13 protein-coding genes are annotated in these 15,474 nt (G+C 63.2%); 8 read left to right on the top strand and 5 right to left on the bottom strand.

Features of this window, described 5'->3' with window-relative positions; genetic code table 11:
- Positions 1-317 precede the first annotated feature (317 nt).
- From BM118_RS07745 to argH, 8 genes are all read left to right on the top strand, one after another.
- Positions 318-1,478, top strand: a complete 1,161-nt coding sequence (locus BM118_RS07745) for an amidohydrolase family protein (RefSeq protein WP_210189034.1) — start codon at positions 318-320, stop codon at positions 1,476-1,478.
- Between the two features lie 17 nt (positions 1,479-1,495).
- Positions 1,496-2,518, top strand: a complete 1,023-nt coding sequence (locus tag BM118_RS07740) for an ABC transporter substrate-binding protein (RefSeq protein WP_210189033.1) — start codon at positions 1,496-1,498, stop codon at positions 2,516-2,518.
- A gap of 39 nt (positions 2,519-2,557) precedes the next feature.
- Positions 2,558-3,616, top strand: coding sequence for an ABC transporter ATP-binding protein (locus BM118_RS07735; RefSeq protein WP_092183670.1), 1,059 nt, complete (start codon positions 2,558-2,560; stop codon positions 3,614-3,616).
- Positions 3,613-4,467, top strand: coding sequence for an ABC transporter permease (locus tag BM118_RS07730; RefSeq protein ID WP_092183668.1), 855 nt, complete (start codon positions 3,613-3,615; stop codon positions 4,465-4,467). Before BM118_RS07735 ends, BM118_RS07730 begins: the two co-directional genes overlap by 4 nt.
- The gene (locus BM118_RS07725) at positions 4,464-5,279 is read left to right on the top strand and encodes an ABC transporter permease (protein WP_092183666.1); all 816 of its coding nucleotides are present in this window, start codon (positions 4,464-4,466) and stop codon (positions 5,277-5,279) included. Before BM118_RS07730 ends, BM118_RS07725 begins: the two co-directional genes overlap by 4 nt.
- 54 nt (positions 5,280-5,333) lie before the next feature.
- The gene (locus BM118_RS07720) at positions 5,334-6,212 is read left to right on the top strand and encodes an ABC transporter substrate-binding protein (protein WP_092183664.1); all 879 of its coding nucleotides are present in this window, start codon (positions 5,334-5,336) and stop codon (positions 6,210-6,212) included.
- Between the two features lie 21 nt (positions 6,213-6,233).
- Positions 6,234-7,613: an MmgE/PrpD family protein gene (locus BM118_RS07715; protein ID WP_092183662.1), complete on the top strand. Its 1,380-nt coding sequence runs from the start codon at positions 6,234-6,236 to the stop codon at positions 7,611-7,613.
- 63 nt (positions 7,614-7,676) lie between these two features.
- Positions 7,677-9,179, top strand: a complete 1,503-nt coding sequence (gene argH / locus BM118_RS07710; protein WP_092183660.1) for an argininosuccinate lyase — start codon at positions 7,677-7,679, stop codon at positions 9,177-9,179.
- A 531-nt stretch (positions 9,180-9,710) separates the two neighbouring features.
- Here argH and BM118_RS07705 read toward each other — a convergent pair.
- From BM118_RS07705 to BM118_RS07685, 5 genes are all read right to left on the bottom strand, one after another.
- On the bottom strand, positions 9,711-9,980 hold the full coding sequence (locus tag BM118_RS07705) for a hypothetical protein (protein ID WP_092183658.1): 270 nt from the start codon (positions 9,978-9,980) through the stop codon (positions 9,711-9,713).
- A gap of 206 nt (positions 9,981-10,186) precedes the next feature.
- Positions 10,187-11,047, bottom strand: a complete 861-nt coding sequence (locus tag BM118_RS07700) for a carbohydrate ABC transporter permease (RefSeq protein WP_092184352.1) — start codon at positions 11,045-11,047, stop codon at positions 10,187-10,189.
- A 79-nt stretch (positions 11,048-11,126) separates the two neighbouring features.
- Positions 11,127-12,245 (bottom strand): carbohydrate ABC transporter permease, encoded by a 1,119-nt coding sequence (locus BM118_RS07695; protein ID WP_092183656.1) that lies wholly within the window; start codon positions 12,243-12,245, stop codon positions 11,127-11,129.
- Positions 12,246-12,353: 108 nt separating this feature from the next.
- Positions 12,354-14,012, bottom strand: a complete 1,659-nt coding sequence (locus BM118_RS07690; RefSeq protein WP_092183653.1) for a type 2 periplasmic-binding domain-containing protein — start codon at positions 14,010-14,012, stop codon at positions 12,354-12,356.
- Between the two features lie 379 nt (positions 14,013-14,391).
- Positions 14,392-14,847 (bottom strand): RbsD/FucU family protein, encoded by a 456-nt coding sequence (locus BM118_RS07685; protein WP_092183651.1) that lies wholly within the window; start codon positions 14,845-14,847, stop codon positions 14,392-14,394.
- Positions 14,848-15,474 lie beyond the last annotated feature (627 nt).

Below are 15,474 nucleotides of genomic sequence, written 5' to 3'. Positions count from 1 at the left end.
GGCTGTGGGCCGATTAAAGGCACGCTCCCGATGTGAGGTGAAGTGAAGGATACTCACGCATTGCCTGAGCTAATTTCATGGATTGGGGCGCTGCTCAGCGATTAGGCTCGGCGATACTGTTTTATACATGAATTCAGATCATGCATCTGCTGATGAATGATCAATTGCCCCCGGCCGCGACCTCTTGCTTGATGACCCCCGGAAAGCTGCCGGAGCCGCGCAGAGATCGTGCGCTTCGGGATCGCTTCAGACAGGGGATGCGAATGCTCCGTGGGCAGCACGGATCGGCTCGGAACGAGGATGCGCAGGACGCCCCGTTGCGTCTCCTGCGAGGCTCGCATGTGTTCGCGCCAGCCGAGCTTGGCGCGCAGGATATCCTGATCGGTGGCGGTCGCATCCTGACGGTCGGTGCCGATCTGTCGGCCGCGGCGGCGCTTGCCGGCCTCGTCCGTGTGGAGACATTGCCGCCGGGGCGGCTGATCCCGGGCCTGATCGATCAGCATGTCCATTTCATCGGCGGCGGCGAGGGCGACGGGCCGGATGCGCGCATGCCTGAACTCGGCTTCGAGGCTTTTGTCTCCGCGGGTATCACCACGGCGGTTGGCTTGCTCGGCAGCGAAATCGAGGCCAAGACGCTGCCGCTGCTGTTGCGCAAGGCGCACGAGCTTGATCGCGCAGGGCTCACGACCTTCATCTATACCGGCGCGATGGCGCTGCCGGCGCCGTTCCTGACGCAGAGCGTGCGGTCCGACATCATGCTGGTCGACAAGGTGATCGGCGCCAAGAGCGCGATCGCCGAGCGCGCGTTTCCCAATCTCGACTTCGCAGCCTTCGCAACGCTTGCGGGCAGCCTTGTGCAGGCGAAGGCGATGAGCGGCAAAGCCTCTGTGCTGCATCTGCATGTCGGCCGGCTGGCGAACGGGCTGGCGCCGTTGTTCGACCTCGTCGAGAAGATTGATTTCCCGCCGTCCCAGGCCGTGCCGACGCATGTCAACCGCGCGCCGGACGTCTCGCCCGTCTTCGAGCAGGGGGTCCGCTTCGCCAAAGCGGGCGGCACGATCGACTTCACCTGCTGTCTGGGCCCGCGCGACGGCCTGCCTGCGGGAGTTGATCCGGTCGAAGCGGTCCTTCGCGCGCTCGAGGCCGGCGTTCCGGCCGAACGGATCACGCTGTCATCAGATGCAGGGGTGGCGGTGCCGGATGGCCGGGGCGGCTTTCGCGCCGTCTCGCCCGCGATCCTGTTTCGCGATCTGCTGCGGCTGACGACAGAAGGTGGCCTCAACTGGCCGCAGGCGCTGGCTTTCGTCACCGTCAACGTTGCCCGCGTTCTCGGGCTCTCCGACCGCAAGGGAGCGATCGCGCCCGGCATGGACGCCGATCTCGCACTCGTTGGAGCGGACGGGCGTGTCGTCTGGACGATGGCTGCCGGCCGCGTCGTCTTCGACGCCAGAACGATCACTCGCGAAACGGTACACTGAGAGGAGAGGGGATGAACATGATGACGCTATCCAAGCTATCCTGGCGCGGTCTCGCTGCCGTCGCTGCGACGCTCGCCGCCTGCGGTGGTGCATACGCGCAGCAGAAGCAGGTCAAGGTGATGACCTTTGGCTCCACCTGGGAGCGTGTGCTCAAACCGCTCGCACCAGCCTTCAAAGAGGAAACCGGCATCGAGATCGTTCCGGTCATCGAGAACAGCTCGGCCGAAGGACTGGCGAAGTTGCAGGCCTCCCGCCAGAATCCCGGCGTTGACGTCTGGTTCACCGGCGAGGCGATCGCCATGCGCGCGGCGACCGACAAGGGCCTCTTCCTGCCGCTGCCGGTCGACAAGCTGCCCAATCTCGCCAAGCTCATTCCTGGTTCGCACAACGATATGTTCGTCGCCTACTGGTATTTCCCGACGGCAATCGTCTATCGGCCCGATCTGGTGCCGGGTGGCAAGGTCACCGCCTGGAGCGATATCTTCCAGCCTGCCTTCAAGAATGCCATCGCGCTGCCGGCGCCGACCGTCTATCCCGGTCGCACCATCCTGATCGCCTCGCTACTGAACGGCGGTTCGATCGACAATGTGAAGCCGGGCATTGAGTTCCTCGGCAAGATGCGCGACCACGTTGCCATGTTCAATTCCTCGGACACCAACGCGCGCCGGGCGCTGGCGCGCGGCGAGATCATGGCGATGATCGGATCGCCTTCCGCAGTCAAGGAGCTTGCGGACCAGAACATCTCTGTCGCCATGGTCAGCCCCAAGCCGACGCCGCTGATCTTTGAGGGCATGATGATGGTCAACAATGGCAACGCCGACGCCGCGGCCATTTTCATCAACCGTTCGCTGGCCGCGGACTGGCAGAAGCACATGACCGATATCTACAACCTCGGTCCGGTCAACAAGGACGTCACGCCGGCCGAGGCATTGGTCAAGGTCTTGCCGACACCCGAGAACGCAGTCACCTTCGACGAGGCCAAGATCAATCAGCGCCTCGGTGAATGGACCGAGGAGTTCAACAAGGCGGTGGCCAAGTAGCGGTCCTGCAAGGGTCATGAACAAAGAGCGTCTCGCGTGATGAACAGGGGATCATCCTGCCGGCTGGAAGTCGACCGCATCGCCAAGGCGTATGGCGAAGTCAAAGCCGTCGAGTGCGTTTCGCTTTCGGTCGAGCCGGGCGAGGTTCTCGCTTTGCTCGGGCCTTCGGGTTGCGGCAAGACGACCCTGCTGCAGTCGATTGCCGGCTTCGTCGCTCCCGACAGCGGTGACATCCGGCTCGATGGCGCCTCGATTCTCTCGACACCTCCAGAGAAGCGCCGCACGGCGATGCTGTTCCAGCAATACGCACTGTTTCCGCACATGAGCGTGCGCGAAAATGTCGGCTTTGGCCTACGTATGGCCCGCGTGCCGAAGGCCGAAGCCTCCAGGCGTATCGAGCAGGCGCTGGGGCTCGTGCGTATCGCGCAACTGGCGGGGCGGCGGCCGGGGCAGCTCTCCGGCGGCCAGCGCCAGCGCGTCGCACTGGCGCGCGCCGTCGTCACCGAACCGCGCCTGCTGCTGCTCGACGAGCCGCTCGGCGCGCTCGACCAGAATTTGCGCGAGGAGATGCAGGTCGAGCTGCGCAAGCTGCAGCGAAATCTCGGTCTGACCACGGTCATGGTCACCCACGACCAGCGCGAGGCGATCGTGCTGTCGGATCGCATCGCGGTCATGAAGGAAGGGTGTCTCGAGCAGATCGGCACGCCGCTGGAGATCCACGACCATCCACAAACACGCTATGTCGCGACCTTCACGGGCGTGGAGAATCTGCTGCCTGGGCGTTTTCTCGGCGGTGATACGGTCGAGCTGAGCGGCAGGAAGATATCCGGCGTCAAGGCGGCGGCGACCGCGGCCGGCGCCGCCACGCTGGCGATCCGGTCGGAGGCAATCAGCGTTCTTTTGCCCGGGCAGGGCGACATCGACGGCGTGATCGGCTTCGTCCAGATGCTCGGTGCTTCGGTGCGCTATGAAGTGGCGATTGCGGGCGACGCGACGGTGACCGTGACGGAGGTGCGCCGTGACGCGCCTCCGTTCGAGCCCGGCGTCGCCGTCTCGCTCAGGTTCGCCGCCAGCCGCTGCACGGTGCTGGCATCATGAGCCGCGGCACATTCCTGCTCGCGCTGCCGGCAATGTCCGTGTTGGCGCTTTTCATGATCGTATTGCTGTCCTTTGCCAGTGTCAGCCTGATGGTGCTCGATCCCGGTGGCGCCGTCTTCCACGGGCCGCCGACGCTGGCGAACTACGGCAAGCTGCTGGTATCAGAAGGCGCCTGGCGCGCCGTCCTGACCACACTGCGGCTCTCGTTCGAAATCACCGTGTTGACGGTCCTGTTCGGATATCCGCTGGCGCGGGTGCTGGCGCGTTCACATTCGCAGACGCTGCGTCGCGTCATCCTGTTCTGTCTGGTCGCGACCTTCCTCTCCGGCGGCGTGACGCGCGCCTATGCCTGGCTGATCATCCTCGGCAATCAGGGGCTGATCAATCAGGGGCTACGGGCCGTCGGGCTGCCGCGCGTGGCGCTGATCAACAACGAATTCGCGGTCGTCGTCTCGGTACTGAACTTCGTGCTACCTTTCTTCGTGCTGACGCTGTTCGGCGCGCTGCGCACGATTCCCGAGACGTTGGAACATGCTGCGCGCAATCTCGGCGCGTCGCGCTGGCGCAGCTTCGTCACAGTTACGCTGCCGCTGTCCTTGCCGGGTCTTGCGGCGGCGACCTCGCTGTGCTTCGCACTCTCGCTGGGTGCCTTCCTCTTCCCGCAGATGTTGGGCGGCGGGCGCGTTCAAGTCCTGGCAACGGCGATCTACGACCGCATCCAGGCCAGCTATGATGTTCCCTCGGCGGCTGCGCTGGCGGTGTTATTTTTCCTGCTCGTGCTGCTGATGCTTGCGGTCGTCGGCGGCATACGGCGTGTCGTTGCGATCCGTTTTGCGGGAGAGGCGACATGAAGCCCGCCATTGTCGACCATGCGCGGTCCGTTTCTCCGGTGGTAACAGGGCTCGGGCTTGTGACGCTCGGCTTCGTGCTGTTGCCGCTGCCCTTCATCGTCCTCTATGCGCTGAGCAGGAACAATTACACGCTGTTCTCGGCCCAGGGATTTACCCTGCAATGGTTCCAGCGCTTCTTCGAGAACGACCGCTTCATGGCGGCGCTGCAGAATTCGCTGGCGGTGTCTGTCATCACCACGGCGGTGGCGCTGCTCATTGCCGCTCCAACCGCGATCGTCGCCGTCCGGCACCGCTTCCGCGGCCGCGATCTCATGATGGCGCTGATCTCGGCGCCTTTGCTGGTGCCGGGCGTCATCACCGGTACCGCTGCCCTCAGCTTTGTCGCACAGATCGGGATCGGGCCGGGCTTCGGGCCGATCACGGTGGCGATGATCTGCTTCACGCTGCCGCTGGTGCTGCGGCCGCTGGTCGCCAATCTATCGGGGCTGGACCCGGACCTCGAAAAGGCGGCGCGCAATCTTGGCGCGAGCCCGCTTGCGGCGTTCTGGTCCGTGACCATGCCGCAGCTTGCGCCGGGTCTCGTCGCCGGCGGCACTTTCGCCTTCGTCGAGGCGATGGACAATTTCTCGATCACCGTCTTCCTGACCAGCATCACCACGACGACGCTGCCGGTCGAAGCCTACAGCTATATCCGCGACATCGACGACCCGACCGTCGCCGCGATGGCGACCTTGCTGATCCTGATGAGTATCGGGGTGGTGTTTGCGATCGAATGGCTGCTTGGGCTCGATCGCTTTCTCGATATGTCGTGAGGCGGCGGAATGAATGCGGCAACGAAAGCTAACGTGACGAGAAGGGGGACTACCATGCCATCGATCCGGAGCGCGCTTTGTCTGGCCCTCGGCGCCGCCGTCGCGACTGTTCTGGCCTGCGCCACCACGCAGGCTCAGGATCTTGCCGCCCGCGTGCCGGCGAAGATCAAGGAGGCTGGCAAGCTCGTCGTCGGCACGAGCGCGACTTATCCGCCGCTCGAATTCAAGGACCCTGCGACGCTCACCTTGAAGGGGCTCGATATCGACCTGACCGAGGAGATCGGCAGGCGTCTCGGCCTCAAGGTTGAATGGAGCGAGCAGTCCTTCGACCAGCTCATCAACTCGCTCGATACCGGCCGTATCGATATGGGCGCGTCCGGCATGACCGACATTCCGAGCCGGCGCGGCAAGACCGATTTTGTCGACTATTTCTCGACCGGCACCCAGCTCTTCACCATGCCGGCCGTCGGCGGCGAGTTGAAGACGATCGAGGACGTCTGCGGCAAGCCGGTCTCGGTCAACCGCAACGGCATCTTCTATATCCGCTTGCAGGACTTCAACCAGAAGACCTGTATCGCCAAGGGCCTGCCCGAAGTCAAATACGTCCTGGTCGACAAGACGGCGGATGCGCGCCTGCAGCTGCTGCAGGGCCGCGCTGTGGCGGCCGCCATCGGCGTCGATGCGATCCGCTATCTTAATGAGAGCAAGGACTCGCCCGATCGTGGTAAATACGCGCTGATCGGTGAGGCGATCGCGGTCGACTTTGCCGGTTTCGGTTTCGCGAAGCCCAACACGGCGCTGCGCGACCTCGTGGCTGATGCGGTCGACGCGATGATCAAGGACGGCTCCTACGGCAGGATCTTCGCGAAATGGGAGATGCCCTACGCCATGGTCAAGCAGACGATGATCAACGCCGAGCCACGCAATCAATAGGCATTGCCTGAGGATCATCGCATGCGCCCGGAGACCGCACACCCCGCCGCCGCGACGCTGGCCGCCTTCTACGCGAGGCTGCGCGCCGAGGATCTGCCGGCCGAGACCGTCCATGCGGTGCGGCGTCACGTGCTTGACACGCTCGGTGCCGCGCTTGCAGGTGTTCGCCAACCCGAACCGGAGGCCGTTTTTGCGACGACCCGCATTGCCTATGGCGACGGCGGTGCCGCGTTTCTCTGGGGCCGGGCGGAGACCGCTGCGCCCGCGGCGGCTGCCCTCGTCAACGGCACGGCGGCGCATGCGCTCGAACTTGACGATGCCAGCGGCTGCGACCACAGCGGTGCAGTGGTGGTGCCGGCCCTGCTGGCGGCGTTGCCGCTGGCCGCCGGTGCGGGCGAGGACGATCTCATTACGGGCGTCGTGACCGGCTATGATTTGGGCCGACGCATGCTCGAAGCGTCCGGAGGTTACGACGCGCACAACAATGCCGGTTGGCATTCCACGGGCACCTGCGGTGTCTTCGGTGCGGCAGCCGCAGTTGCCCGTCTGCTCGGCTGCGACGAGGCCACAACCCGCAATGCGTTGGGAATCGCTGGTTCCTTTGCCTCAGGTACATGGGCCTTCATGAGCGAGGGCGCCATGACAAAGCGGCTCCACCCTGGCCATGCGGCCGCGTCGGGCGTGCTGGCCGTGCTGCTCGCGCGTTCAGGGATGGCGGGACCGGCCGAGATCCTGGATGCGCCCTGGGGTGGTTTCCTGTCGACCTATGCCGGCGACAAGGCCGACTGGCCCGCGCTGACGACCGGTTTCGGCAAGGACTGGCGCATCCACCGTTCCTCGATCAAACCCTACGCCTCCTGTCGCGGGACCCATTCCGCCGTGGACGCAATGCTGAGGTTCCGGCGCGAAGGCGCGTCGGCAGAAAATCTGGCAGCGATCCGCGTCAACGTGCACCCGACCATCGTGCGCATGTGCGGGGCGACGCAGGTGTCGAGCCTGCTCGATGCCCAGATGAGCCTGCCGTATGCGGTCTCCGTCGCACTGGTGCATGGCGGCGCCGACTTGCCGATGTTCAGCGAAGCGGTGCGGCGCGATCATGTCGTGCTTGAACAGGCGCGTCGGGTCGAGGTCGCGGAAAGCGTGGAGCCCATGAGCAACGTCGCAGCCGAGCTAGTGCTCGAATTCAAGGATGGCGGGCAGCGTCGGTTGCGCATCGATGTCCCGCTTGGTTCCGCCACCAATCCTCTTCCGGATGATGGGGTGATTGCCAAATACAGATCCCTGGCCACCCCGATCATCGGGCCGGAGGCCGCGAGCCGGCTCGAAGACGCCGTGCTGGGCCTCGGCAAAGGCGTGCGGCCGAATGAGATCCTGCAACCGCTGCGTCTGCCGGCGCGCTGACATCAGGCACGATTTTCGCGACGCCGGCGCTGGCCGGTGGACCGACATAATGGAGCAAGACCCATGACCAAAGCCTCGGACTATCGCGGCTTCCGCACCGCAGGTGCTCGGCTGACCGAAGAGCCGCTTGGCCATCTCGACTTCCATCGTTCGAGTTTGCTCGGTGAGTCCGTGCATGCGATCCACGCCTTCGACAAGGCACACGCACTGATGCTGAGTGAGGAGGGTATTTTGCCGCGCAAGGCCGGCATCGCGATGCTGAAGGCCTTCCGTGAGATGGAGCAGCGCGGCGTCGAGGCGGCGCGCGCCGAGGCCGATGGCGGTATGCATTCCGGCGAGCACTATCTCACCAAGACGCTGGGCGAGGAGATCGGCGGGCGGCTCCATCTCGGCCGCAGCTCGGGTGATCTGATCGAGGTGGCGCGACGCATCACCTTCCGCGGCCATGTTCAACGCATGCTGGCGGGGCTGATCGCGCTGCGCGGTACGTTGCTCGACCTTGCGGAACAGCATCGCGAGACGGTGATGCCGGGCTACACCCATGGCCAGCACGCCCAGCCCACGACCTTCGCGCACTGGCTCACGATGTTCGAGGAGGTCTTTGCTCGCGATACGCAGCGGCTGCTGTCCTTCCATCTGCGTGTCAACCGGTCGCCGGCCGGGGCCGCGATCATGACCGGCTCCGACTTTCCGCTGAACCGCCAGCGCGTTTCGGACCTGCTCGGCTTCGATTCCCCGCTCTCGCACACAATGGATGCCATTCTCAGCCACGATCTGGAAATGGAATATGCCGGTGTGCTCGCCGTTCTCGCACAGAATGTCGGCCGATTGGCCGACGATCTCTTCATCTGGTCGACGATGGAATTCGACATGATCGAGCTGCCCGACCGCTACTGCGGCACGAGTTCGATCATGCCCCAGAAAAAGAACCCCGACGGGCTGGAAGATATCAAGGGCGTCGCTGCGCAATCGCTCGGCATTGTGGCGACCGTGATGATGGCCGAGAAGGGACCCACGGGCTTCCCGATCATGGAGCGCCGTAACAGCCAGGCGATCCTCTGGGACATGGGTCGGGCGCTCGGCATCCGCCTGGAGACGTTGTCGTCATTGATGCGTGACCTCAAGGTCAAGGTCGGTCGGATGCGTGAGCTTGCCGGCGCCAACTGGGCGCAGGTCACTGACCTTGCCGCAGCGCTCGTCCGCGAGAGCGGCATCGACTGGCGGAACTCGCACCAGATCGTCAGCGTGTTCGTGCGCCGCAACATCGCCGCCGGCATCCGACCGGACAAGGCGACATCAGCCTCGCTGGACGAGGCGGCCGCCGAACTTGGTGTCGCGGCGCCGGGGCTCCCGGCGGACGTCTTTTCGGATGCCATGGACCCCGCAGCGTTCGTACGCCGCCGCAGACTCCTGGGTGGGCCGGCTCCCGAAGCGATCAGCCGTGAAGTAGGCACGGCGCGCGGTAAGCTCGATGCAGATGCGAAACTGCTCGACGGCTTGGAAAATCAGGTCGAACGGGCTCATGAGGCGCTGGAGACTGCCATTTCCGCTTTCATCGCCGGTTGAATCGTCCGCCACGTCATTCCACGCGGCCAGTGTGGGGGGGGCGTCGAGTGATCCATGCCTCTACTTGAAACCCTAGTGTCAACTTCTCGAGTTTCGACGCGGGCTACCGATCATTTGCGCTCGTTCGACCACCATTGCCTGAGATGGCCCAAACTAGCCCATGATGGATAGGACGGAGAGTTCAAAGTATTCAATTTGTTAGAAGGCGGCGTGTGCACAACGTGTGCACCGGGAGATCAAGAAAAATTCATTGAGAGCAAGTGTGGGCGGTCGTTGTCTGGAGTGATGTAGGGCCGGCAGCGCCGAGGACGGCCTAGCGAAGTTGGGTCACCAGCAGAGCTCAGTGTTCGGCTGACAGCGAGGAGCGCTGCGGATTGCATTGTTGACAAAAAATGGTGTCGAGGGTTCGAGTCGCTCTCCCGCTACGCCCCGCCATGATTTCCTACACCGATCTTACGATGTTGTACTCCTGGCGGTAGCGGTTGGAGCGCTGGACGCGATCGGAAACCCAGTGCCTATTTGAAAACCTCATTAGCGCGGGCGAGGAGAATCGGCGACAAGGTTCATCGCCAGCTTGAAAAGCGTCGGTCGCTCGAACGAAAGCTTGCTGACTTTCGCTCCTTTGAGAATCGCGTCCAGCAGTGAGGCCTGACGGTCTCGGGGTTTCTGAAGTAGGTAGTTGCTGCGCCGCGAGTGCCGAAGTCGCGCGGCGGCGTGGTGATCGTCGTCGGCGGTGTCGCCCGCGTTCTGCGCCACCGGGGCGCCGGCGCCTGTCATCGTGGCGTCGCCGGCGATCGCCAAGCTTTGGTGGAGGTTCGTCGTGAAACATGAGCGTCTTGATCACGCTCATCGTCATTGCGTCCTCGCGTTTCGGTTCGGCCGACCGGCTGATCCGGCCCAGCAACCGGCGGTTAGTCAGGTCCGCGCCGGGGGGGCGAGCGTCGTATGCAACGTTGCATCTGGCCGGCGCGCCCCCATCGCACAGTTTTGGCACAATTTCCGCCGTGCTACTTTCCCGCGCCTGTCGTCAGGCCACTCACAATATAGCGCTCAAGAAAGATGCCGACCAGGACGAGCGGGGCGATTGCCGCCGTCGACAGCGCCGCCATCGACCACCAGTTGATGCCTTGCGAGCCGGTTTGGCTCGCCACCATCACCGGCAGCGTCTTCGCATCCGTGCTGGTGAGGAGGGCCGCGAAGAAATATTCATTCCAGCACAGCACCAGCGACAGGATGAAAGCGGCGACCATCCCGGGCACTGCAAGCGGCAGGATGATGCGCAGGAACGCACCCCAGGTCGACAGTCCATCGACGAAGGCGGCTTCATCGAGCTCGATCGGGATCGCGTTGAACTGGTCGCGCATGATCCAGATGACGATGGGCAGGACCGAGAGCGTATAGAGCAGGATCAGGCCGAAGCGGGTGTCGAGCAGCGCGAGCGCCTTGTAGAGCACCAGGAAGGGCAGGGCGAGCACGACCGGCGGCAGGATCAGTTGCGACATGAAGAAGAACAGGATGTCGTCGTTGCGCATCCAGGCGAATTTGTAGCGGAAGCGGCTGAGGCCATAGGCGGCGAGCGAACCGAGGATCAATGCGAGCAGGGACGCGCCGACCGAGGTGATGATGCTATTGACGAACCGGCTCGTGAACTCCGCGCGGGCGGTCGAGGTGCCGAACAGCGTGTCTGGCGACAGCCCGAGCGAGCGCCACCCCTTCCAGTCCGGCTGGAAATCGACCCATGGGATCAGATGCGCCTGCGTGACGTCGACTGCCGATTTGAACGACGTCGTCACCGTCCAGTAAATCGGGAACAGGCAAATGAACGTCCAGAACAGGAGCGCGGCATAGACCAGCACGCGGCCAAGCATCCGCTTGGCGCGCGGGGCGGCGGGATGCCGCCGGACGGGCTTCAATGCCAATGTTGACACGCGCGTGAACTCCTTGGTTCTAGACGACTTTCTGCGTCCAACGCTTGGACAAGCGCAGGAGCAGCGTCAGGAGGACGATGATCAGCGCCAGATAGACCATGGCGAGTGCCGTGCCGTATCCGACATTGGAGCGGTCGCGGTACACGCGATAGATGAAACTCGACACGGTGTCGGTGGCGCCCCCGGGCCCGCCGGCCGTCACGTTGATCACGATGTCGGCAAGCTTCAGCTTGAAGATAATGCGGATGATGAGGACAGTGATGCTGACCGGCAGCATGATCGGAAAGGTGACGTGCCGGAACGACTGCCAGCCGTTGGCGCCATCGACCTTGGCGGCCTCCTGCACCTCCCGCGGCATCGCCTGGAGGCCGGCGAGCAGGATGATCATGATGAAGGGGATCGACACCCAGGCGTCCATCGCCTGGATGGTCAAGCGCGCCATCCAAGACGAAGCGAAGAACGCCGGGTTCTCCCATCCGAGATAGCGCGCCAGCGTCGCAGCGGGCCCGAAGCGAAATTCGAGGAGCGACTTGCCGATCATCCAGCTCACCGCGACCGGGCTCAGCATCATCGGCAGCAGGAACACGATGCGGAAGAATTTTCGTGCGCGGATATCGGCGCTGAGCAGGAGCGCGAGGCCGAACGCGATCGCGTACTCGCCGAGGACTGCGGCCGCGTAGAAGCACATGTTGCCCAGCGCGTTCCAGTAATAGGTGTCGTTGAACATCCCGACGAGATTGTCGAAGCCGCTGAAACGCGGGCCTTCGACCGAGCTGAGATTCCAATCGAGCGAGGCAATATAGATCCCGAAGATGGTCGGGAAGATCACCACCGCAATGGTGAAGAACACCGCCGGCAGCAGGAACAGCGCGCGCTGGCCGCGCTCGCCGCGGATCAGTACTTGGGCGACGGCGAAGGCGACGGCCCAGACGAGATAGGCGATGAGGATCGGTCGCCAATCGGAGAACCCGGCCGCGGTCGCACCGGTCGTATGCAGGATCTCGACGAGGAGCACGAGCAGGAAGCCGAGCGACGCCAGCGCGACAAGCGCGCGGCCGGCGGCCTTCCGCCGGGCCGGCGCGCGTGCTACCGCGGACTGGTGGTGTAGGTCGTCGGTCACGGGAGCTGAATTCTGCATGGCAATCGAACTCTCCCGATCCTGTATGACCAGCCGACCCGCCGGGCAAGTTTTCGGCTGGCACCGCGAGAGCGTCGCCAGCCGAGGATCTTCGTAATGCTCATGCGGCTACACGCCGAGCGAGGCCTTGTAGAGTCCAATCTGCCGCTCGCGGCCGATCTGGTCGGTTAGCTTCTCCCAGGCGGCGGCGATGTTGTTCGCGCCGGTCTGCGCGTCGACCTTGCCGGCAAAAATCTTCGTCAGCTCATCCTCCGCGATGCTGTAGTACTGGAAGATGCCGGGGATACGCGGCTCGACCGCCCGGTTCGGATGATTGTAGGAGCCAAGCTGCGAGTTGAGGTAGGAGGTGATGTATTTGCGGTCATAGCCCGCGGCCACCCATTCATCGAACTGGAAGTGGCTGGTGCGGTGGGCCTGGAAGCCCGACGGATACATCACCATCCACAGCGACAGATCCTTGCCGCCGAGATGCGCAGCCGCGCTCCAGGCGGCCTTGTGCTTCTTCTCGTCGCCATTGACCCTGGCCATCACATAGACGCCCCAGCCGAGATAGGCGCAGTTCGGCGCGTGGTTCGGACCGCTCGCGAGCTTGTCCCACTGTCCGGTCTTGGAATTATAGACATCGTCCGATCCCGGCAGGATGTCGAAGCCGACGATATCGCCGATGACCGAGGTGTCGCTCGCCTTGGCGACCTGGCCGATGTCGCCCCACCAGGGGATCATCGAGCCGATGCCGGCGAGAAATTGTTGAAAGCCGGTGGTGTTCGGATCGGCGTTGAGCTGGTCGGCCGGCTCGAACGGCAGCGCGTCAATGACGTCCTGGATAGCGCGCACCCAGGCCGGATTGTTGATGCGCGGCTTCATCGTGTCGATGTCGAACAGCCAAGCCTTGTCGTCGGGATGTTTGGCGTAGGCAGAGGCTCGGCTGCCGAGGAAATAGAAGCCGAAGCCGCCCCAGGGCTTTGGCGCATCGAGATAGCCGAACGTGTTCTGGTTCTTGATCTTCTTGCCTTTGAGGAACTTTGTCACCGCTTGGACCTGCTGCCAGGTTTTCGGAACGCCCCATTCGCCCGTGTTGCCGGCGTCCTTCCAGGCCTTGGCAAGGGCAGCGTCGGAGAAGACGTCGGTGCGGTAGTTGAAGTTGTGGCAGTCGCCGTCGATGGTGACGCGATAGGTCTTGCCGTTCCAGGTTCCGACCGGCGGCTTCAGATAGTCGACATAGTCATCGATATCGATTTGCTTTTTGACCCAGTCCGGCATCTCCGATGCGAGGCCCTTGCCACAGACATCGCCCTCGAACGGCGCGCCCATCTCGAGGATGTCGAAATCGACCGTGCTCGTCGCGATCGCCTGCTGAAGCCGTGGGTTGTAGTCGGCTTGAGCGAGATCGATCCAGGAGATTTTCGCGCCCGTATAAGCCTCCCACGGCTTGAGGAAGCCGCGGAACAGGAGATTATGCAGGTTCTGATTGTTGAGTCCCATGAAGGAGAGCTCGACGCCCTTGAATTCACCTTCCTTGATGCTCGCTTTGGTCGGGCCGAGGCAGAGTTCACCGACCTTTTGCCAGTCGGCGTCCGTGGGTGCGCCCTTGCCGACACCCGGAACTTGCGTGATCTGCGCACGTAGGTTGGCTTGCGCCAATGCGAGCTCCGAGAACGTGCCGAGTGCGCCGCTGGTGCCGAGTGCAGCGGCACTCGCCGCGCCTCTTAGCACCGTCCGCCGGTTCGGCTGGAATGCGGAATGCTGATCGTGATCGTGCTGTTTCACCGCGATACCCTCCCGTTTTCTACCTTCTTTGAGTGACCTTCTTTTGTGAAGTCCACTTCGCCCATGCACCTCGATGACGTGACACTCGGCGAACTGTCGCGTCGTGGCGATGGCGGCAGAGGCCGGTTCGAGTATGCAACGGCACATATCAAAGTCAACGAATGCGCGTGATCTTGAGGCCGAGCGTGCCGTCGATGCGTGAACGATGAGCGCAGTCTTCGCAATGCCGCGCTGCAAGATGACTGAGGCTGCGCAGCGCCGATCACCGTCGCGGTGACCGTGAATGAGCAGGTTCCGCGAGCGCGACATCATCTCGACGTCGTATTTATGTCAGACGCTTCGTGTAGCCGCGTCGTCCAGACGGTTTGAGGTGTTCACCTCAAGCCACATCGGGCGGGATGACGCCCTTCTTGAAGATGAAGCAACCATAGAAGCGCCGCTCTCCGGTCTGGATCACGCAATAGGATCTCTTCGCAAGCTCGTAGAATGCAAAGCGCTCGACTGAGGCCATCGGAAAAGATCGGCCCTGCGCCGCATCGAGTTCGGCCTGGACCTCGCTCTGCACAGGCGGAATTTCGTTTGGCTGGCCGACGATCTCCATACGGGATGCCGGCTTGTCCACGAAGCTGTCGAGCGGCAGCACCGACAGGATCGCGCGCGCGGCGTGGCTCGCGGTGACGTTGTCGATGCGCAACAGCCGCCCCAGCACAGTCTGACGCGCGACCGCGTCGGCCGGAAAATTCGTGTCGCAGAGCACGAGATCGTCGCCATGCCCCATGGACCGCAGTGCATAGAGAACATCGGCATTCAAAAGCGGATCGATCGATTTCAGCATGCGGCGTCTCCCTTGACGAGATCGGGCTTCTCGCTTTGATTGACTATCCAACGTTGCGGAGCCGTCGTCCATATATGTCGCAATGAGCCCTTAGCAGTATTCTTGACCGCCTCAGCTAGTACACCATAAACCGGCATGCTGTCGGAATGGCCATTGATAAATCGCAGAAATCATACGCCTCTTAATCGGCGGGTCCCATGTTCGAGCCTGCGCCCACCGGATCTGTGAGGGAGGCATCGAGCGATCGACGCCTCTACTCGACTCTACTCGGTAGCTTTCGAAGCCGTAGTTTGATCGCGAACAAAAGGTGGCATCTGGCGGACTATCAAAGCGCAACCAAGCCACTTGCGCTGCGCGCCGATAAGAAAACAGGGCCTCCGAAATAGTGGGTCTAGCGATGCAGCTGTCCAGCAAACTGTCATCTGCTGACCAATCGTCGGAGCAGTAGCGCTCACTCATTTGATGTTGCGGTGATCATGCATCCGTAGTTGGCTAATGTGGGACGCTTGAAGAAGATCTCGTGAGCTGCCCATGCTGGCTTCTCCCTGGGAGCCGGCGACCACGGGGGCTGGCTGCGAGTTCGCCTCCGCCGCCGGTTCCGTGGCCCAATTGTTGATCACCGATCCT

Origin of the sequence: Bradyrhizobium sp. cf659 (assembly GCF_900113725.1) — a bacterium.
In the GTDB taxonomy this organism is placed as follows: domain Bacteria; phylum Pseudomonadota; class Alphaproteobacteria; order Rhizobiales; family Xanthobacteraceae; genus Bradyrhizobium.
Note: the sequence above shows the minus strand (reverse complement) of the source record. Positions and strands in the feature narration are given on the sequence as shown.

What these genes read in the sequence shown, in the direction of transcription:
- BM118_RS07740 (WP_210189033.1), top strand. Translation starts at nt 1,496, where the DNA reads ATGATGACGCTATCCAAGCTATCCTGGCGCGGTCTCGCTGCCGTCGCT.
- BM118_RS07735 (WP_092183670.1), top strand. Translation starts at nt 2,558, where the DNA reads ATGAACAGGGGATCATCCTGCCGGCTGGAAGTCGACCGCATCGCCAAG.
- BM118_RS07730 (WP_092183668.1), top strand. Translation starts at nt 3,613, where the DNA reads ATGAGCCGCGGCACATTCCTGCTCGCGCTGCCGGCAATGTCCGTGTTG.
- BM118_RS07725 (WP_092183666.1), top strand. Translation starts at nt 4,464, where the DNA reads ATGAAGCCCGCCATTGTCGACCATGCGCGGTCCGTTTCTCCGGTGGTA.
- BM118_RS07720 (WP_092183664.1), top strand. Translation starts at nt 5,334, where the DNA reads ATGCCATCGATCCGGAGCGCGCTTTGTCTGGCCCTCGGCGCCGCCGTC.
- BM118_RS07715 (WP_092183662.1), top strand. Translation starts at nt 6,234, where the DNA reads ATGCGCCCGGAGACCGCACACCCCGCCGCCGCGACGCTGGCCGCCTTC.
- argH (WP_092183660.1), top strand. Translation starts at nt 7,677, where the DNA reads ATGACCAAAGCCTCGGACTATCGCGGCTTCCGCACCGCAGGTGCTCGG.
- BM118_RS07700 (WP_092184352.1), bottom strand. Translation starts at nt 11,047, where the DNA reads ATGCTTGGCCGCGTGCTGGTCTATGCCGCGCTCCTGTTCTGGACGTTC.
- BM118_RS07695 (WP_092183656.1), bottom strand. Translation starts at nt 12,245, where the DNA reads ATGCAGAATTCAGCTCCCGTGACCGACGACCTACACCACCAGTCCGCG.
- BM118_RS07685 (WP_092183651.1), bottom strand. Translation starts at nt 14,847, where the DNA reads ATGCTGAAATCGATCGATCCGCTTTTGAATGCCGATGTTCTCTATGCA.